The 19,455-nt window shown below is 65.9% G+C and carries 17 protein-coding genes; 15 read left to right on the top strand and 2 right to left on the bottom strand.

What is annotated here, in order from left to right; genetic code table 11:
- Positions 1 to 4 precede the first annotated feature (4 nt).
- The 9 genes from J2X54_RS15305 (at position 5) to J2X54_RS15345 (ending at position 10,939) form a co-directional block, all read left to right on the top strand.
- The gene (locus J2X54_RS15305) at positions 5 to 1,273 is read left to right on the top strand and encodes a paraquat-inducible protein A (protein ID WP_070246757.1); all 1,269 of its coding nucleotides are present in this window, start codon (positions 5 to 7) and stop codon (positions 1,271 to 1,273) included.
- Complete coding sequence (locus J2X54_RS15310; RefSeq protein ID WP_310181740.1) at positions 1,266 to 2,888, top strand: MlaD family protein; 1,623 nt, start codon at positions 1,266 to 1,268, stop codon at positions 2,886 to 2,888. Before J2X54_RS15305 ends, J2X54_RS15310 begins: the two co-directional genes overlap by 8 nt.
- Positions 2,885 to 3,505, top strand: a complete 621-nt coding sequence (locus J2X54_RS15315) for a membrane integrity-associated transporter subunit PqiC (protein ID WP_070246755.1) — start codon at positions 2,885 to 2,887, stop codon at positions 3,503 to 3,505. The genes J2X54_RS15310 and J2X54_RS15315 overlap by 4 nt, the downstream gene beginning before the upstream one ends.
- 13 nt (positions 3,506 to 3,518) lie before the next feature.
- Positions 3,519 to 4,223, top strand: coding sequence for a histidine phosphatase family protein (locus J2X54_RS15320; protein WP_310181743.1), 705 nt, complete (start codon positions 3,519 to 3,521; stop codon positions 4,221 to 4,223).
- A gap of 34 nt (positions 4,224 to 4,257) precedes the next feature.
- Entirely contained in the window at positions 4,258 to 5,319 is a 1,062-nt protein-coding gene (locus J2X54_RS15325; protein ID WP_310181745.1) for a LacI family DNA-binding transcriptional regulator, read from the top strand.
- 107 nt (positions 5,320 to 5,426) lie between these two features.
- Complete coding sequence (locus J2X54_RS15330) at positions 5,427 to 7,814, top strand: DNA polymerase II (protein WP_404990919.1); 2,388 nt, start codon at positions 5,427 to 5,429, stop codon at positions 7,812 to 7,814.
- 9 nt (positions 7,815 to 7,823) lie between these two features.
- Complete coding sequence (locus J2X54_RS15335; protein ID WP_310181746.1) at positions 7,824 to 8,633, top strand: isocitrate lyase/phosphoenolpyruvate mutase family protein; 810 nt, start codon at positions 7,824 to 7,826, stop codon at positions 8,631 to 8,633.
- Positions 8,634 to 8,982: 349 nt separating this feature from the next.
- The gene (locus tag J2X54_RS15340) at positions 8,983 to 9,753 is read left to right on the top strand and encodes a PEP-CTERM sorting domain-containing protein (RefSeq protein WP_310181748.1); all 771 of its coding nucleotides are present in this window, start codon (positions 8,983 to 8,985) and stop codon (positions 9,751 to 9,753) included.
- A gap of 91 nt (positions 9,754 to 9,844) precedes the next feature.
- Positions 9,845 to 10,939 (top strand): ionic transporter y4hA, encoded by a 1,095-nt coding sequence (locus tag J2X54_RS15345; RefSeq protein ID WP_310181751.1) that lies wholly within the window; start codon positions 9,845 to 9,847, stop codon positions 10,937 to 10,939.
- Between the two features lie 3 nt (positions 10,940 to 10,942).
- Here J2X54_RS15345 and J2X54_RS15350 read toward each other — a convergent pair whose 3' ends face one another.
- Entirely contained in the window at positions 10,943 to 11,803 is an 861-nt protein-coding gene (locus tag J2X54_RS15350; protein WP_310181753.1) for an ATP-binding protein, read from the bottom strand.
- A 175-nt stretch (positions 11,804 to 11,978) separates the two neighbouring features.
- On the opposite strand from J2X54_RS15350, the gene J2X54_RS15355 reads away from it, so the two are divergent.
- The gene (locus J2X54_RS15355) at positions 11,979 to 12,869 is read left to right on the top strand and encodes an AraC family transcriptional regulator (protein ID WP_310181754.1); all 891 of its coding nucleotides are present in this window, start codon (positions 11,979 to 11,981) and stop codon (positions 12,867 to 12,869) included.
- An 82-nt stretch (positions 12,870 to 12,951) separates the two neighbouring features.
- Positions 12,952 to 13,437 (top strand): hypothetical protein, encoded by a 486-nt coding sequence (locus J2X54_RS15360; RefSeq protein WP_310181756.1) that lies wholly within the window; start codon positions 12,952 to 12,954, stop codon positions 13,435 to 13,437.
- 6 nt (positions 13,438 to 13,443) lie between these two features.
- Here the strand turns inward: J2X54_RS15360 and J2X54_RS15365 are convergent, their stop codons facing one another.
- Positions 13,444 to 14,352, bottom strand: coding sequence for a LysR family transcriptional regulator (locus J2X54_RS15365; RefSeq protein WP_310181759.1), 909 nt, complete (start codon positions 14,350 to 14,352; stop codon positions 13,444 to 13,446).
- A 99-nt stretch (positions 14,353 to 14,451) separates the two neighbouring features.
- Here J2X54_RS15365 and J2X54_RS15370 point away from each other — a divergent pair, with 99 nt between their 5' ends.
- The 4 genes from J2X54_RS15370 (at position 14,452) to J2X54_RS15385 (ending at position 19,436) form a co-directional block, all read left to right on the top strand.
- Positions 14,452 to 15,219: a glucose 1-dehydrogenase gene (locus tag J2X54_RS15370; RefSeq protein WP_310181761.1), complete on the top strand. Its 768-nt coding sequence runs from the start codon at positions 14,452 to 14,454 to the stop codon at positions 15,217 to 15,219.
- A 79-nt stretch (positions 15,220 to 15,298) separates the two neighbouring features.
- Positions 15,299 to 16,456 (top strand): sensor histidine kinase, encoded by a 1,158-nt coding sequence (locus J2X54_RS15375; protein WP_310181763.1) that lies wholly within the window; start codon positions 15,299 to 15,301, stop codon positions 16,454 to 16,456.
- Between the two features lie 87 nt (positions 16,457 to 16,543).
- Positions 16,544 to 18,010: an alkaline phosphatase gene (locus J2X54_RS15380; RefSeq protein ID WP_310181765.1), complete on the top strand. Its 1,467-nt coding sequence runs from the start codon at positions 16,544 to 16,546 to the stop codon at positions 18,008 to 18,010.
- Between the two features lie 22 nt (positions 18,011 to 18,032).
- The gene (locus J2X54_RS15385) at positions 18,033 to 19,436 is read left to right on the top strand and encodes an alkaline phosphatase (protein ID WP_310181767.1); all 1,404 of its coding nucleotides are present in this window, start codon (positions 18,033 to 18,035) and stop codon (positions 19,434 to 19,436) included.
- Positions 19,437 to 19,455: the final 19 nt, after the last annotated feature.

Genomic DNA, 19,455 nt, shown 5'->3' on the forward strand with positions numbered 1-19,455 from the left:
GACCGTGTATCGCTACGATTTGATCAGTTGCCATGACTGCGGCGTGCTGCACCAGCACCGGCCGTTGCAACCGCGCGAAAAGGCGCGGTGTGTGCGTTGCGGCTCCGTCCTGTATCGCGGCATCCGCTCCGACCCGCGCGCCATGGCCGCCATCACCTTGGCCGCCATCTTCACTTACCTGATTGCCCAGTTCTTCCCCATCGTCGAGTTGTCGATTGGCGGCTACAGCATCGACTCCACCTTGATGGGCGCGATTTACGTGCTCTGGCACGAGAAGATGGAGATCGTCGCGGCGATTGTCACGCTGTTTACCATCGTGCTGCCGGCAGTGGAACTGGGGTCGCTGTTCTATGTCACGCTGTCGCTGAGCCGGGGCAGAAGGCCGCCCGGCTTCGACTCCATGCTGCGCGCACTGGGCACGGCGCGGCGCTGGGGCATGACCGAGGTGCTGATGATCGGCATCCTGATCACCATCGTCAAGATGACCAGCCTGGCGCGGGTGATCGTCCATCCCGGCCTGTTCGCGTTTGCGGTGCTCACCCTGATGCTGGCGCTGGTGATGTCGTTCGACCCCAAGATTTTGTGGAATATCGGCGAGCACCTGCCGGGCCCCAAGGGCATGCGGCCGTCGCAGTCGCAGTTCAATTACCAGGCGCTGGCCGCTGGCGCGCCGCTGGTGGCGTGCCACAGCTGCGGCCTGGTGGCTCCCGAACGCGGTCGGCATCAACATTGCGAGCGCTGCAAGTCGGCGTTGCACCGGCGCCGCCCGGACAGCGTGGGCCGCACCTGGGCGCTGCTGCTGGCCGCCACGATTCTTTATATACCCGCCATGCTGCTGCCCGTGATGTACACGAACTCCCTGTTCGGCAAGGAGGACGACACCATCATCAGCGGCGTGCTGCTGTTCTGGAACAGCGGTTCGCAGGCGCTGGCGATCATCATTTTCGTGGCCAGTATCGTGGTGCCGGTGATGAAGCTGGTGGCGCTGGCGATCCTGGCGTACACCGCGCAGCGTCGTTCGCGCTGGCGCCCGGAGCAGCGCACGGTGTTGTACCGCATCGTTGAATTCGTCGGCCGCTGGTCGATGCTCGATATTTTTGTCATTACGCTGACGGTGGCGCTGGTGCGCTTCCAGACGCTGGCGGTGATTACCGCCGGCCCTGGCGCGCTGGCGTTTTGCGCCGTGGTGGTCCTGACGATGATGGCGTCGATGCAGTTCGATCCACGCCTGATCTGGGACCCCGTCGATACACATGGAGAAAAGCATGCCTGAAAATGAAGACCACCCCCGGCCGGTGCACGAGCCGGCCGTCGAAAAGGCCAATCGCTGGCTGCCCTCGCTGGTCTGGCTGATCCCCTTGCTGGCCGCGCTGATCGGCGTGGGCCTGGTGATCAAGACTTTTGTCGACCAGGGGCCCTCGGTGACGGTGAGCTTCCGCAGCGGCGACGGCCTCGAGCCGGGCAAGACCAAGGTCAAATTCAAGGACGTCGATATCGGCATCGTGCGCTCGATCTCGATTTCGCGCGACCTTTCCAAAGTGCTGGTCAAGATCGACATGAGCAAGGAAGCCGAGCGCTTCGCCGCCACCGACACCCGCTTCTGGGTGGTGCGGCCCAAGGTGGGCGCCACCGGGGTGACCGGCCTGGGCACGCTGCTCTCCGGCGCCTACATCGGTGTCGATGCCGGCAAGTCCGAGGAGACCGCGAGCGACTTCACCGGCCTGGAAGAGGCGCCGCAGGTAGCCACCGACGAGAAGGGTAGCCTGTACACGCTGCACGGCGAGAGCCTCGGTTCCGTCGACGTGGGCTCGCCCATCTACTATCGCCGCATCGCGGTGGGCCGGGTGACCGCGTTCGACCTGGAAGAGCAGGGACGCGGCGTGAAAATGAAGGTCTTTATCCGCGCGCCGTACGACCAGTACGTGGGCAAGAACACGCGCTGGTGGCATGCCAGTGGCGTCGATGTGCGGCTCGATTCGTCGGGCTTCAAGCTCAATACGCAGTCGCTCGCCGCCCTCGTGGTGGGCGGCATCGCCTTCGAGAGTGCCAGTGGCCAGAAGCCGGACGCCGTGGCGCCGCAGGGCAGCCAGTTCCTGCTGGCCGCTGACCAGGCCAGCGCGCTGCGCGACCCGGACGGCCCGGCCATTACCACGGTGCTGTACTTCGACCAGTCGCTGCGGGGCCTGTCGCAGGGTGCGCCGGTGGACTTCCGCGGCATCGTGCTCGGTGAAGTGCGCTCGGTGGGCGTGGAATTCGACCGAGTCAAGAAAACCTTCCGCATGCCGGTCACGGTGGACATGTACCCGGCGCGCCTGGGCCGCGCCTTCCAGAAAAGCATCGACGATGACCAGGACGGCAACGCCGGACCGCAGTTAATGGAGCGCCTGGCGGCGCGGGGCCTGCGCGGCCAGCTGCGCACCGGTAACCTGCTCACCGGCCAGCTGTACGTGGCGCTCGACTTCTTCCCGAACGCCAAGGGCGTCAAGCTCGACATGAGCAAGGATCCGCTCGAGATTCCGACCGTGCCCAACACGCTCGACGAACTGCAAACCCAGCTCTCGAGCATCGCGCGCAAGCTCGACAAGGTACCGTTCGAAGAAATCGGCACCAACCTGCGCGACACGCTGAAAAGCGCCAACACCCTGCTCAAGCAGCTCGACTCGCAAGTGGTGCCCGAGATGAAAGACACCCTGGGTGCGGCGCGCAAGACCTTCGGCACCGCCGAGGAACTGCTGCAAAAGGATTCGCCGGTGCAGTCCGACCTGCGCGAGGCGCTGCAGCAACTCACGCAAACCATGGAATCGATCAACGCGCTGACCGACTACCTGGAGCGCCATCCCGAGTCGCTCATCCGCGGCAAGCCGGAGAAAAAAGGAGAGAAGAAATGACGCACCAAGTTTTCCGTCTCGCCAGCGCAGTCACAGCGGCTGCTGTCGTGGCGCTGGCCGGTTGCTCGAGCACGCCGCCGGACCGCTTCTACAGCCTGGCCACCGGCATGGGCACGCCCACAACCAAGAGCGGCGCGGCGCCCAGTTACTTCATCGAGATCCCGGCGGTGACGGTGCCGCAGCAGGTGGCGCGCAAGCAGCTGGTGGTGACCACCGACGGTCGCATGGACTTGCTGGAACAGGACTTGTGGACTTCGCCGCCGGCGGCCGAAATCGGCCAGGCGCTGTCGCAGGTGGTCACCAATGACCTGGGCGCGGTGGACGTGTTCCGCACACCCACGCCGGAAGGCGCGACCGTGTACCGCATCAGCACCAATGTGCAGCGCTTCGAGTCGGCCCCCGGCAAGTACGCGCTGCTCGACGCCGTGTGGAGCGTGAGAATGGTGGGCAGCCCGAAAGTGCTGACCTGCCGCACTGTCGCCAACGAGACGGTCGGCGACGGTAACGAGGCGCTGGTGGCCGGCCACCGCCGCGCCGTGGCGCGCCTGGGCGCCGACATTGCCACGGCGGTGCGCGCGCTCGCTGCCAATGGCAGCGCGGCCTGCCCGGTTTCGTAACCTTAGGACCGTCATGGGACAGATCTTCCTGGTGCGCAGCGCGCAGGCGTCGTTCGGCAGCGCCAATTACGACCAGCTGTCAACGCGCGGCGAACAGCAGGCGCGTTTGCTGGGGCAGTGGTTCGCCAAACGCGGGCAGCGCTTTCAGCGCGTGCTGACCGGCGCCATGGCGCGCCACGCGCAGGCGGCAGAGGCCTGCCAGGCCGAGATGCCGGCCGCCTCGTGGCCCGCAGCGCAGCGTGAGCTCGAACCCGGCTTCGCCGAATTCGACCACCACGAAGTGATGCTGCGCCACTGCCCGGAATTTGCCGATCCTGCAGCACTCGGTGCGCGCCTGGCCGGCGCGGCCGAACCGCAGCGTGCGATGGAGCAGCTGTTCCGCGCCGCCATGCAGCGCTGGATGACGGGCTGGCACGACGACCAGTATGCGCAAGCCTGGCCCGAGTTTCGCGCCCGCGTGGTGGCCGCGCTCGAGCGCCTGGACCGCCCCGACAGCAAGCAGGCCACGCTGGTCTTCACGTCCAGCGGCGTGATCGCCACCGTGATGCAGCACGTGCTGGGCTTGCAGGACTACCAGGTGATGGAAATGACCTGGAAAATGGCCAATTGCTCGGTCACGCGGCTGCTGCATCGGCCCGGCGAGTTCGGCCTCGATTACTTCAACAACTACGCCCACCTGGAAGCGCTGGGCGGGACCGACATGCTGACCTACCGCTGAAGTCCACCTGTTGTTCACCTGTTAAAATCGCCGCATGACCTATCCCACCGATAACCCACCTGGTAACGACGTTCCCAAGCGCCGCCGCAACAGCGGCGGCATCACGCTGCGCGACGTCGCGCGCCTGGCCGGGGTGGCGCCGATCACCGCGTCGCGCGCGCTCAACAATCCCAGCGTGGTGTCGGATGCGATCATGCAGCGGGTAAAAGACGCGGTCGCGCAAACCGGGTACGTGCCCAATATGCTGGCCGGCGGCCTCGCTTCGCGCAAGAGCCGGCTGGTGGCCGCCGTGATCCCCACCATTACCGGCAACGTCTTCCTCGAGATGGTGCAGTCGTTGACGGCCGCATTGGCGCAGCATGGCTACCAGGTCATGCTGGGCCAGTCCGGCTATGAAGATTCGCGCGAGGACGAACTGCTCGAAGCGATCATCGGCCGTCGCCCGGACGGCGTGGTGCTCACCGGGATCATGCATTCGGCTGCCGGCCGCAAGCGCCTGCTGAGCAGCGGCATCCCGGTGGTGGAAACCTGGGACCTGGCGCCCAATCCGATCGACATGCTGATCGGTTTTTCGCACGAAAAAGTGGGGCAGGCGGTGGCCGAGTACCTGCACGCGCGCGGCCGCCGCCGCGTGGCCACGCTGGGAGCCGACGACGACCGCGCCCAGCGTCGCATGCGCTCGTTCTCGGACGCGGCCATCGCGCTGGGCATGGCCGCGCCGGGCGAGGCGGCAATTCCCGCGCTGGTGGCGCCGGCGCCCACCAACACCGGTTTCGGGCGCACCGGCTTGCGCGCACTGCTGGCGCAGCATCCCGATATCGACGCGGTGTTCTGCAGTTCCGACATGGTGGCGCTAGGCGTGCTGACCGAGGCGCAGGCGCTGGGCATTGCGGTGCCGTCGCAACTGGCGGTGATCGGCCTGGGCGACCTGGCGTTTGCGCGCGAGCTGCATCCGGCCTTGACTACCGTGCGCATCGACGGCGCGCTGATCGGCGCCACGGCCGCGCGCTTCATCCTCGACCGCTCGCAGGACCGTGACGTGGGCGAGCGCATACTCGATATCGGCTTTTCCATCATCGAGCGCGATAGCGCTTGAGTTTTAACCCCCAAGACGCGGGCTGTGATACGCATGCCTGACAGGTTGGGGTCGGACTCCGTCTGGGGTCCGACCCCGGTTGGCTGTGCGGGTTAGACGGTGGCTGTATGCGCATACAGTATAATTCCGGGATGACCTGCACCGGCTTTATCCTCACGCGCCACTGGCGCGATACTGCGCACGGCACCGAGATCGATTTCTGGCTGGCCACCGACGACGGCCCCCGGAAAATCCGCCTCACCGCGCAAACCTCGGTCGCCTTTGCCGAGGCAGGCCAGCGCGCGGCCATCGAGGCGCTGATGGATCAGTCGGGCGGCATCGAGCTGCGCGACCTGCAACTGAAAACCTTCCAGCAGGAGCCGGTGGTGGGCGTGTATGCGTCGCGCTACAAGGCGCTCACCGCGCTCGAGCGCACGCTGCGCGAGCATGGCATCCGCATGTACGAGGCCGACATCCGGCCGCCCGAGCGCTACCTGATGGAGCGCTTCATTTCGGCCGGCGTCAATGTCGAGGGCGGACGTATCGAAGGGCATACCATCTTCGACTGCAAGCTCAAGCCGGCGCCCGACTACCGCCCCAAGCTCAAGATCGTTTCGCTCGATATCGAAACCAGCGCCCACGGTGACCTGTATTCGATCGCGCTGGAAGGCTGCGGCCAGCGTCAGGTGTATATGCTCGGCGCCGCACCCGAGGCGACAACGCAAGCCATCGACTTTGACCTCGAATACTGCGCCACGCCGCGCCAGATCATCGAACGCCTCAACGCCTGGTTCGCGCGCCACGATCCCGACGTGGTCATCGGCTGGAACGTGGTGCAGTTCGATTTACGGGTGCTGCAAAAGAACGCCGACAAGCACCGCATTGCCCTCACGCTGGGCCGCGAAAACAAAACCATCGAGTGGCGCGAGCATCCGGGCAAGCAGGGCTATATGTTCGCGCCGGTGGTGGGGCGCATCGTGTTGGACGGCATCGACGCGCTCAAGGCGGCGTCGTGGATGTTCCAGTCGTACAGCCTGGAGAACGTCTCGCAGGAGATGCTGGGCGAGGGCAAGGACATCGGCAGCGACTACGACAAGATGGCCGAGATCGAGCGCCGCTTCCACGAGGACAAGCCGGCGCTGGCGCACTACAACCTGAAAGACTGCGAGCTGGTCACGCGCATCTTCGACAAGGCCAACCTGCTGGCCTTCATGATCGAGCGCGCCACCGTCACCGGCCTGCAGGCCGACCACCTGGGCGGCTCGATTGCCGCCTTCAGCCACCACTACCTGCCGCGCATGCACCGGGAGGGTTACGTGGCGCCCAGCGTGGGCGATGTGTCGGGCGGAGCGTCGCCGGGCGGCTTCGTGATGGACTCCAAGCCGGGCCTGTACGACTCGGTCGTGGTGCTCGACTACAAAAGCCTGTACCCGTCCATCATCCGCACCTTCCTGGTCGATCCGGTGGGGCTGGTCGAAGGTGAGTCCGCCACCGATGCGGCCGACCAGGTGGAAGGCGTGAACGGCACCGTGTTCTCGCGCACCAGGCACTGCCTGCCCGAGATCACCACGCAAATCTGGAAGCAGCGCGACGCCGCCAAGCGGGCAAAAAACGAGCCGCTGTCGCAGGCTTTGAAGCTCCTGATGAATTCCTTTTGCGGCGTGCTGGGCGCCACCGAATGCCGCTTCTTCAATCCGCGCCTGGTGTCGTCGGTGACCTTGCGCGGCCACCAGATGATGAAGCAGACGCGCAAGCTGGTGGAAGCGGAAGGCTACGACGTGATCTACGGCGACACCGATTCGATCTTCATCTGGCTCAAAAAAGAGCACAGGAACGACGACGCTTTGGCCATCGGCCAGCAACTGGCGGATGGCATCAACCAGTGGTGGCGCACCATGCTCAGGGAAAAACATGGCCTCGACTGCCACCTCGAAATCGAGTTCGACACCCACTACCAGAAGTTTTTCATGCCCACCATCCGTGGCACCGAGATGGGCAGCAAGAAGCGCTACGCCGGCCTGATGATCAACGCCAGGGGCGAAGAAGAGGTGATATACCGCGGCCTGGAAGTGGCGCGCAGCGACTGGACGCCGCTGGCGCAGCAGTTCCAGCAAGGGCTGTTCCTGCGCGTGTTCAAGAACCAGCCGTACCAGGACTATGTGCGCGAGTACGCCGACCGCATGCTTGCCGGCCACTGCGACGACCTGCTGGTGTACCGCAAGCGTCTGCGCCAGCCGCTCGACGAATACAAGGTCAACGTGCCGCCGCAGGTGCGCGCGGCACGCCTGGCCGACGAATACAACCTGGCGCACCGGCGCCCGCAACGGTACCAGAACGGCGGCTGGATCAGCTACGTGATGACCACCAGCGGTCCCGAGCCGCTGGAAGACCTGCGCTCGCAGATCGACTACGAACATTATCTGGCCAAGCAGCTGCAGCCGATCGCGGACGCCATCCTGCAACCGATGCACGACAGCTTCGGCAATCTCACCACCATGCAATCGAGCCTATTCTAAGGAGCCCTGATGAACCTAGTGACCACTTTCAAACAGCTGCACGACGGCAGCCGCCTGCTGCACCTGCCCAACGCCTGGGACGCGGGCAGTGCGCGCCTGTTCGAAAGTCTTGGTGCGCCGGCGATTGCCACCACCAGCGCCGGCGTGGCGTGGGCGGCCGGATATTCCGATGGCGGCCAGATGCCGGTCGATGTGGCAATCGCGGTGGCCGCCAATATCGCGCGGGTGCTGACGGTGCCGCTGTCGGTGGACTTTGAAAACGGTTACGACGATGATCCGCAGGCCGTCGCACTGAGCGTGCTGCGCCTGATCGACGCGGGCGTGGCCGGCATCAACCTCGAAGACGGCCACGACGCACCGCAGGTACTCGCTGCCAAGATCGCCGCGATCAAGGAGCTGGCGGCGCAGGAGGGCCGGGACATCTTCATCAACACCCGCACCGACGTCTACCTGAAAGGCCTGGCGCCAGAAGGGGAGCGGGTGGCAGAAGTGCTGCGCCGCGCCGCGCTGTACCAGGCGGCCGGCGCCGATGGCCTGTTCGTGGCCGGCATGGTCAAACCGGACGAGATTGCGCAAGTGGTGGCGGCAGTGGCCTTGCCGGTCAACGTGATGGACTGGCCGGGCGTGCCGGACGCCGAGGCGCTCGCGCAACTGGGCGTGCGCCGCCTGAGCGCCGGCTCCGGCATTGCGCAGGCGTTATGGGCGGCAGCAGCCGGCATGGGTCGCGACTTCCTCGCTACCGGCAACGCCGGCCCGCTGGTGGCGCAAGCCATGCCCTATGCCCAGTTACAGGGTTTGTACCAGCAGCCAGCGCGGTAGGGCTGTGGCAGAAACGTGACATGCATGATGCGATGAACATTACCGGCGGTTATGCAGAACTGCGCGTTGCAGGCGCTATGGACGCAAGTACTGACGGACTCATCATTCATAGTGTGTCACGATCGATTGGCGACTTCCGGTCGTTATTGTGACCATTTCCAAATAGAACGCAGGGTGGAACTGTGGAAACTTACCCGCCCAATGGTTACATTATGGTTACAAATTTGTGACCAGTAGTCTTTGACAGCTGGATGGAACGACAACAAACTGGCCTTGCACCGGCTTGAGGAAATCACAAGTTTTCCGGCCCCGGTGGCCTGTTCTCCCTCCAACTGACAAAGGAAGACTCATGACTTTGAACAAAGCATTGATGGCGGCGGTGTTGTCCGTAGCTGGTGGCGCCGCGTTTGCTGCCGGCGGCTCCACCACGGTGGATTTTTCCAACGGTAACCAGGGCTGGTATGGCATGGAACCGGCAGACGGCATCGGCGGCTCCGGCATCGACACCAGCATGGGCCACGGCGCGCCGGCGCTGCGCACGGTGATCGAAAACTTCGGCATTTCGTTCGGCACCACCACCAACGCCGCCTTCCTCGGTGACTACACCGCCAAGGGTCCGGTCACGCTGGGCCTCGACATCAAGGCCAATGAGATCAAGTTCTTCAACCAGGACGTCGCGCGCGACGTGGTGGTGGAGCTGCGCGACTACGGCAATACGCCAGCCGGCATGCCGTACTCGAGCGTGTGGTACAAGCTCGGCACCATCGACGCCACCCAGGACTGGCAGCACCTGTCGGTCACCATCGGCGACCCCACCGCCACCGGCCTGCCGGCGGGCTGGGGCGGTTACGGCTCCACCGACGACGGCGCAGGTCCCAAGCTGCCCACCGGCCGCAGCTTTGCCGACGTCCTGGCCAGCGTGGACGAAGTGGTCTTCGGCACCTTCGTGCCCGGCTATATGTACGGCTTCACCAACTTCGACGTCGCGGTGGACAATATCTCGGTCACCGCCGTGCCGGAGCCGTCCACGTACGCCATGATGCTCGGTGGCCTGGGGCTGATCGGCTGGATGCGCCGGCGCAAGCAGGCGGACGCGCGGGGCATGCCGGCTGCGGCCTGACCGTCCGGACTCACGCATACGCTGCCGTGACAGGGTCGAGGGATGCGCAAGTTACAATGCGCTTTCCAGAATCAAGCACGGGAGCGTCACAGTGAAAATATCGAAGTCTTTGCCCCTCTGGTCCGTCGCCGCGCCGGTGGTGGCCTGGTTGCTGATCGCCGGCCAGGCGATGGGCGCCCAGGCCATGGTCGGCCAGGTGTATACCTTGCTGCTGGTGGCGGGCCTGTTTGCCGGCGTGCTGGCCGCCGTGTTCCATGCCGAGGTGGTGGCGCACCGGGTGGGCGAACCGTACGGCACGCTGGTGCTGGCGCTGGCCGTCACGGCCATCGAAGTGGCGCTGATCGTCTCGCTGATGATCGCCGGTGGCGAGTCCACGGCAGGGCTGGCGCGCGATACCGTGTTCGCGGCCGTGATGATCATCCTGAACGGCATGCTGGGCCTGTGCCTGCTGGCCGGCGCCAAGCGCCATGGCGAGCAGACCTTTACGCTGTCGGGCGTGTCGGCCGCGCTGACCACGCTGGCGGCCATTTCCATCCTCACCATGGTCCTGCCCAACTACACCACCACCGTGCCCGGCCCGTCGTACAGCGCCAGCCAGCTTGGCTTCATCGCGCTGGTATCGCTGGTGTTGTACGGCACGTTCGTGCTGGTGCAAACCGTGCGCCACCGCGATTACTTCCTGCCGGAAGTGGCCACCAACGACGAAGACACCCACGCGCCGCCGCCGCCATTGAAAATGACCTGGCTGTCGGCCGCGCTGCTGCTGGCCTGCCTGGGCAGCGTAGTGTTGCTGGCCAAGATGCTGTCGCCCACGCTGGAAGCGACCGTGCTCAAGCTGGGTGCACCGAAGGCCGTGGTCGGCATCATCATCGCTGCCGTGGTGCTGCTGCCAGAAGGTATCGCCGCGTTCCACGCCGCCCGCGCCAACCGCCTGCAAACCAGCTTGAACCTGGCGCTCGGTTCGGCCCTGGCCAGTATCGGCCTGACCATTCCGGCCGTGGCGGTGGTCTCGTTGATGACCGGCTGGACCCTGTCGCTCGGTATCGATGTGAAGTCGAGCGTGCTGCTGTTGCTGTCGCTGATCGTGGCCACGCTGTCGCTCGGTACCGGCCGCACCACGGTGATGCAGGGCACGGTGCACCTGGTGATTTTCGCGGTGTACCTGTTTACGGCCATCGTGCCGTAATTTTTACCACTGGTGCCGGCGTCCGCAAAGGCGCTGGTGCCATGCCAGGCCGGCGTCTTCCGGTTGCGGGGTGCACGGCACCACCAGTGTCACCCGGCTGCCGCCTTCTGCGCGGCGCGCCAGCGACAGGTTGGCGCCGATCAGCAGTGCGCGCTCGTGCATGCCGGTCAGCCCCCAGCCGCCGAGCCGCGTTTGCAACAGCAGCGCGTCAGGCAGGCCCACGCCGTCGTCGGTGATGGCGAGGGTGAGGGCGTGGCTGCCCCATTCCAGCGCGATATCGACATGCCGCGCCTGGGCGTGGCGCAGGGCGTTGGCGATGGCTTCGCAGGCGATGCGCACCACCTCGGACCGGGTCAGCGCCGACATGGCCAGCGCCGCGCCGCGGCTGTGTATGGCTACTGCCACCGCGCTGTCATGGCGAAACCGTTCGGCGCTGCGGGCCAGCGCCGTGGCCAGGTCGGTCGAGACCGTGGCGGCCCGCAAGTACATCAATTCGTCGCGGCCTTCTTCCATCACGGCGGTGGACAGGTCCAGCGCCCGTTCCAGCTCCAGGCGGTCGTTCGAGCCCGCCGGCAGCCTTGCGATCGCCACGCCCAGGCGCAGGATCAGGCTTTGCAGGCTTTGCAGAAAAGCGTCATGCAGCGCGCGGGCGATGCGCGCGCGTTCGGCCAGGCGGATATCGTCGCCGGTCGGCGGTGGCGTGGCGGCTGGGCCGCGTTCGGCGCACCCCAGCCGGTAGGCCAGCCAGACCACCATGACGGCCAGCATGGCAGCCACACCAAGCCCCTCGCGCTGCAGCGTCAGGCCGGCGGCGCAGGCGCACAGGCCGGCCACCAGTAATCTGTTCTGTCGTTTGCTGCGCATCGTGCCGCTCCCTTTCCACTATTCGGTCGAGCCCAGCATAGTGCGGGCCGATCCCCGCCGGCTTGTACAAAAACGACGTGGCCGGCGGTAAAACGTCGCCATCGGGGGCTTACAGGCAGGCCCGTCGGGACACTGGTAAACTGTCGGGCGACAAAACAGCGCTGCGGAGGGGCAAGTGGGCAAGGCGTACGGCGATACCATGGGCGAGTATTTTGGCCGCCGGCATCTGCCTGCGGTCGAAAGCGCGGCCCTGCCCAACGATGTGGCGCTGACGTGGTTGCAGGCGCGCAGCGGCACCGGCATGACGGCGCCGATTCCGGCTGAACCGGCATTGCTGCTGGCCGTGCAGCTGCAACCGCTGCGTCAGCACCGCCTGTGGCTCGATGGCAAGGCAGTGCTGGTCGATCCGTATCAGGCCGGCGCGCTGACCATGCTCGACCTGCGCAGCCGGCCGGTGGCCGACCTGGTAAGCGGCTACGAATGCGTCCAACTCTACCTGCCCCATGCCGCGCTTGACGCCCTGTCCGACGTCCAGGAAACCCGGCGCCTGGACAACCTGCCGCTGCTCGAGGGCGCGGACGACCTGGTACTGGCGCACCTGGCCCGCATCGCCCGGGTGGCGGTGAACCCGTCCGGACCGGCCACGTCGCTGTTTCTCGATACGCTGTTGCTGTCGGTCCATAGCCACCTCACGCAGCACTATGCCGGCCAGGCCCGGCGCGGTCCGCAGCGCGGCGGCCTGGCGCCATGGCAGGAGTCGCGCGCCAAGCAATACATGGAAGCGCACCTCGATACCCGCATCGGCCTGATGGAACTGGCGGCGCTGTGCCAGCTTTCACCGGGCTACTTCGGCCGCGCCTTCAAGGTCAGCACCGGCGTTACCCCGCACCGCTGGCTGATCACACGCCGCCTGGCGCGCGCGCGCCACCTGATGCTGCGCTCCGAACTGACCCTGGCCGACATCGCCCAGCGCTGCGGCTTTACCGACCAAAGCCACATGGCGCGCGAATTCCGGCGGACTGAAGGCCATGGCCCGGCGCAGTGGCGGCGCGCCCAGGCATCGTGAGGCCGCAGTCACGCGGCTAACCGTGCGGGCCCGGCAATACAACCAGAGTTATCATATAAATAACTCAAGCACGGGAGCATCCATGACCATCCGTCATCCACAATGCCGCGCCGCCGCACGCGGGCTGGTGATCGCCAGCATGCTGGCAGCGTTTGCCATGGGCGCGCCAAGAGCCGGCGCGGCCGATGCCGCCGCATGGGCCAAGGCGCGGCCCTTGATCGAGGCGGCGCTGACCTGCGCCAGCATCGACAAGTTCAAGCAGGCCGAAGGCACGCTGGCGAGCGCTGGCTGGAATGCGTCGCAAGGCACCGATCCGGTGACGTTGCCCGTGCCACTGAAAGTGTTCGGCTTCGATACCCTGCGCATTGCGGTCGCCAATGACAGCGGCGAGCAGGTTTATCGCGCTTTTTTGCCAGGCATAACCGTCGCCCAGCTGGCCAAGGCAGCCAAGCTCAAACCCGGCAAGGACGGCCAGCACTATAGCCGCGCCACCAAGCTTGGCGTACTGTCTGCCGGCACCGAGGAGGGCGTGACGGCGCTCACCTGTACCATCGATACCGAAGGCTGACCGTCGTCAGGCGCCCTGGCCTGCACGCAGGAATTCGACCAGCGCCCAAAAGGCCGACGGCAGCTGGCGCTGGCTCGGGTAGTACAGGAAAAACCCTGCCACCGGTGCACACCAGTCGTCCAGCACCGTTACCAGGCGGCCAGCGGCCAGATGACCGGCCACTGCCGCCTCCACCACGTAGGCCAGGCCGGCGCCGGACAGTGCGGCGCCGACCAGCAGCGCGTGGCTGTCCACCACCAACTGGACGCCGGGCTCGAAGGCGGCCGTGACGCCGTCGCGGCCAAACTCCCATTTGCATAATTTGCCGGTGCCGCTGCCGTTCCTGATGCGGTAGCCGATGCAGCGGTGCGCATCGAGTTCGTCTGGCGTTGCTGGCGCCGGCCGCTCGGCCAGGTAGGCGGGCGAACCCACCACCACGATGCGCAGCGGCGCGGTCAGGCGAATCGCCACCATGTCCTGCTCGACGCTGTCACCCAAGCGGATGCCGGCGTCGTAACCGTTGCCCACCATGTCCACGAAGCGGTCGTCGCTGGCGATGTCGAGCGTGATGCCGGGATGGGCGCGGGCAAAGTCGCCGAGGCGCCGGCCCAGCACCAGGTCGGCCGCCAGGTGCGAGGCGTTGATGCGCACCGTGCCGCGCGGTTCGCTGCTGGCGGCGTTGACCTGGTCCACCGCGCCGGCGATCTGGCGCAGCGCCGGCCCTACCTGGTCGAGCAGCGCCATGCCGGCTTCGGTCAGCGCCACCGACCGCGTGGTGCGGTTAAGCAGGCGCACGTCCATCCGCGTTTCCAGCGCGCGCAGCGAGTGGCTCAACGTGGAGGCGGTCAGGCCCAGCTGTTCGGCCGCGCGGCGAAAGCTTTTGTGCTCGGCCACGGCGGCAAAGGCGATCAGTTCGGCAAGTTCGTTCGAGCGCATGATTGATGAATACGGGCCAGCAGGCCAGGTGATGGTGGACGGCTTATCGCCGGCAAACGGCGCGCCTCAGTAGGTGCTTCGTTTACTGGAAGGCATATTATGGAACAGAATTTCAACCAGCGACTGCCGGGCCGCGTGGCGCTGGTCACCGGCGGCGGTTCCGGCATCGGCCGCGCCGCAGCACTGGCCTACGGGCGCGAAGGCGCGCAGGTGGTGGTGGCCGGGCGCCGCCAGGCCGAACTCGATGACACCGTGGCCCTGATCACGGCTGCCGGCGGCGTCGCCTCGGCCTGCGTGGCGGACGTGTCGCAGGGCGCGAGCGTGCGGCAACTGGTCGCCACCGTGATGGCGCGCCACGGCCGGCTCGACATCGCTTTCAACAACGCTGGCGCGGAAGGGCGCTTCGCGCCGATCGCCGAGCTGACCGAGGACGACTTCGACCACATCATCGGCACCAATCTGAAGGGCGCCTGGCTGTCGATCAAGCACGAGGTAGCGGCGATGAAGGCCGGCGGCGTGATCGTCAATACGTCGTCGTGGCTGGCGGTGCGCGCGGTGGCGGGCAGCTCGGCCTACGCCGCCAGCAAGGGCGGCATGGACGCCATGATGCACGCGGTGGCGCAGGAAGTGGGGCCGCAGGGCATCCGCATCAACAACCTGTATCCCGGCATTATCGACACGCCAATGTTTCACCGCCTGGGCGACGACGCAGCGCTGGCCGGCTTTGCCGCCGCCACGCCGCTGCGCCGCGCGGGCCTGCCGGCCGATGTGGGCGACGTGGCCGTGTGGCTGTCCACCGACGAGGCGCGGTTCGTTACCGGCCAGAGCCTGATGGTCGATGGCGGTTTTACGCTGACGTCGATGTAAGTAAGCAACAGTGCGGCAAGCCGCAGGTGCTATCATCGCCCACCCCTTTGATAGTCCCCTTAACGCGAGGCGAGCACCCATGGCACACCTTCGGCTTGCCGATTTTATCCGCACCAATATCGAGGCGATCCTGCAGGCCTGGGAAGATTTTGCCCGCACCGTCGAACCGCCGGCACTGACCATGGACGACGTCGCGCTGCGCGACCACGCCCGGCAGATGCTGCTGGCCGTGGCCGACGACCTCGATCAGCCGCAGTCCGAAGGCGAACGGGTGGCCAAGTCGCAGGGCCTGGGGGACCGCGACCATGAAGACACCGCCTCCGAAATCCACGCCGAAGCACGCCTGCTGTCGGGCTACACCATCGTGCAACTGGTGTCCGAATACCGTGCCCTGCGCTCGAGCGTGCTGGCGCTGTGGGACGCTTTCACCAAGGAAGAACGCGCTACCGACAGCGGCGACATGACGCGCTTTAACGAGGCGATCGACCAGGCGCTGGCCGAATCGGTGGCGCGCTACGAGTACCTGGTGAAAAAGTCGCAGAACATGTTCCTGGCCATCCTCGCGCACGACCTGCGCAACCCGCTCGGCGCGGTGGTGATGGGATCGAGCTTCCTGATGCAGGCCAACGATATTCCGCACAAGTACGCGCTGGCGGCCACCCGCATGCACAGCAGCGCCAGGCGCATGAGCTCCCTGGTGGACGACCTGATCGACTACACCCGCACCCATTTCGGCGCCGGCATGCCGATCGATGCGCGCCACGGCGACCTGGCCACCGTCAGCCGCCAGGTGGTGGAAGAATTGCGCACCTTCCACCCGGAGCGCAATATCGCCCTGCAGGCGCCAGCGAGCGTGATGGCGATGATCGATAACGGCCGCATCGCGCAAATGCTGTCCAACCTGATCGGCAACGCCGTCCAGTATGGCCTGGTGGACACGCCGGTGACCATTACCGTGGTGGACGACACCGGTGAAGACATCGTCATCACGGTCAACAACTTCGGCTCGGTCATCCCGGCCGACAAGATCGCCGGCATCTTCGACCCGCTGGTGCGGGTGGGCCACGAGGGCAGCCCGGATGCGGGCGAACACACCAGCCTTGGCATCGGCCTGTACATCGCGCGCCAGATCGCCCACGCCCACGGCGGGCGCATCGAGGTCGTTTCCGGCGAGGAGAGCGGCACCACGTTCAGCGTCACCTTGCCATTGCACCGGGGCGGTCCGCACGCGGCCTGATGTTGTAGGACGGCCACGGCCTGTCATCGGCTGGTAATACCGGCTTGTTATCTTGCAAATCTTTAAAACGATTGCCGGATACACACCATGAACCGCAACTCCTTGTGCAAGCCGATGCTCGTTGCCGGCCTGACCGCCGCCCTGCTGGCCGGCTGCAACAGCGATTCCACCCCCGTCAACAACGCCGCGCCCACCACCCCGGTGGCTGCCGCCCCCAAGAACGTGATCTTCTTCCTCGGCGACGGCATGGGCATGACCACCATGACCGCCGCCCGGATCTACGCCGTGGGCGAAGAGGGCGAACTGACCGTCGATACGCTGCCGGAATCGGCGTTCGTGAAAACCTTCTCCAACGACGCCCAGGTGACCGACAGCGCGCCATCGATGGCCGCCTACATGACCGGCGTGAAAATGAACAACGAAGTGATCTCGATGTCGACCAACACGGTCGCGGTCGATCCGGTCAACGACGCCAATGGCAACAAGCTCGGCAACAACTGCGGCGCCAGCAATGGCACGGCGGTGCCGACCCTGCTGGAACAGGCCAAGGCGCAGGGCATGGCCACCGGCGTGGTCACCACCACCCGCGTCACCCACGCCACGCCAGCAGCGACCTACGCCCACATCTGCCACCGCGACCTGGAAAACGATATCGCCGCCGCCTCGGTGCCGGGCGGCGCCGGCTTCAATCCCGCGCTCGGCACGGGGCTGGACGTGCTGCTCGGTGGCGGCAGCCAGTTCTTCGTGCCGGTCGCCGCCGGCGGCAAGCGCAGCGACGGCCGCAACCTGATCAACGAGATGAAGGCGAAAAACGCCACCTTTGCCAGCAACGTCACCGAGCTCAATGCCGTCGACGCCAGCAAGACCGAGCGCCTGCTGGGCCTGTTCAGCTCGAGCCACATGAGCTATGACCTCGACCGTGATCCGGCCAAGGAACCGAGCCTGGCGGAAATGGCCACCAAGGCCATGGACGTATTGGCCAAGAACAGCAAGGGTTACTTCCTGATGGTGGAAGGCGGGCGCATCGACCACGCGCTGCACGAAACCACGGCCAAGAAAGCCCTGCACGACATGGTGGCCTTCGACAACGCCATCAAGGCCGTGCTGGCCAAGGCGCGCATCGCCGACCCTGATCTGAAAAACACCCTGATCGTGGTTACCGCCGACCATGACCACACGCTGGTGCTGAACGGCTACGCCAAGCGCACCGGCAAGACCACCGCCGCCAACGCCGGCGTGCTGGGCGTGGTGAAGAACTATGTGACCGGCGCGGTGGACAAGGACCTCGACGGCGCACCGTATTCGATCATCGGCTTCGGCAACGGCGAGAACCGCACCCAGGGCAACCGCAGCAGCATGGCCAGCATGGACGACAGCGTGACCGGCGCCAACACCTACCACCAGGAAGCGGTGGTGCGCATGGCCGTGGGCGGCGAGACCCACGGCGGCGCCGACGTGTTCCTGGGCGCCATCGGCAAGGGCGCCGAGAATTTCACCGGCACCATCGACAACACCAAGGTGTTTAGCCTGGTCAAGACCGCCTCCGGCCTGTAAAACTTTCATACGGATACCAGACATGAAACCTACCCTGATTGCGGCCAGCCTGGCCCTGGGCCTTGCCACGACTTTTGCCCTGCCAGCGCACGCCGCCGGCGAAGCCAAGAACATCATCTTCTTCCTCGGTGACGGCATGGGCCCCACCACCATCACCGCCGCGCGCATTTACAAGTACGGCGAAGACGGCAGCCTGACCATGGACACGCTCGAGCGCACTGCGCGCATCAAGACCTTCTCGGCCGACGCCCAGACCACCGACAGCGCCCCGTCGATGGCCGCCTACATGACCGGCGTCAAAATGAACAACGAGGTGATCTCGATGTCGCCCGAAACCGTGGCAACCAACCCGGGCCGCGACGCCAACGGCAACCTCGGCGTGAACAACTGCGCGGCCACCAACGGCACCCCGGCTGCCACCATCCTGGAACTGGCCAAGGCCAAGGGCAAGGCCGTGGGCACGATTACCACCACCGAGCTGACCCACGCCACACCGGCGACGGCCTGGTCGCACATCTGCAACCGCAACGCCCAGTACCAGATCGCCGCGCAGCTGGTGCCCGGCGGCGCCGGTTTCAACACGGCCCTGGGCGATGGCGTCGATGTGCTGATGGGCGGTGGCCGCAACCACTTCACCCCTTACGGCGCCGGCAACACCACCGGCCGCGCCGATGGCCGCAACCTGCTGACCGAGCTGGCCGCCAAGGGCTACACGGTGGCCGCCAACAAGACCGAGATGAACGCCGCCACCGGCAAGAAGTTCATCGGCCTGTACAGCAGCCGCAGCCACCTCGAATACGAACTCGATCGCACCGCCACGCCGCCGCTGGGCGAGGGCGCGGCGCAACCGAGCCTGGCCGAGATGACGGTCAAGGCCATGGACCTGCTGGCGCAAAACACCAACGGCTACTTCCTGATGGTGGAGGGCGGCCGTATCGACCATGCGCTGCACGGCACCAACGCCAAGCGCGCGCTGACCGACACCATCGCTTTCGACGACGCCATCAAGGCCGCGCTGGCCAAGGCCAGGCTGACCGACCCGACCCTGGCCAACACCCTGATCGTGGTCACCGCCGACCATGACCACACGCTGGCGTTCAACGGCTACGGCAAGCGCGGCAATCCTATCCTCGACATCAACCGTGGTTACCGCGACGGCCAGCCGGCCAAGGATGCCGACGGCAAGACCTACACCACGCTGGTATTCGGCAACGGCCCGAACCGCCCGAACCTGCGCGACAACCTCGACAGCACCACCGTCATGGCTGATAACTACCTGCAGGAGACCGGTGTGCGCCTGTCGAGCGAAACCCACGGCGGCGGCGATGTCAAACTGTTCGCCACCGGCGCCGGCGCCAAGCCGTTCAAGGGCACGCTGGATAACACCAAGGTGTTCGGTTTGCTGAAGACGGCGTTCGGGTTTTAAGTACGCGATGCAAAGGGTC

This window comes from Duganella sp. 3397, assembly GCF_031456625.1.
Taxonomy (GTDB): Bacteria; Pseudomonadota; Gammaproteobacteria; order Burkholderiales; family Burkholderiaceae_D; genus Rugamonas; species Rugamonas phyllosphaerae.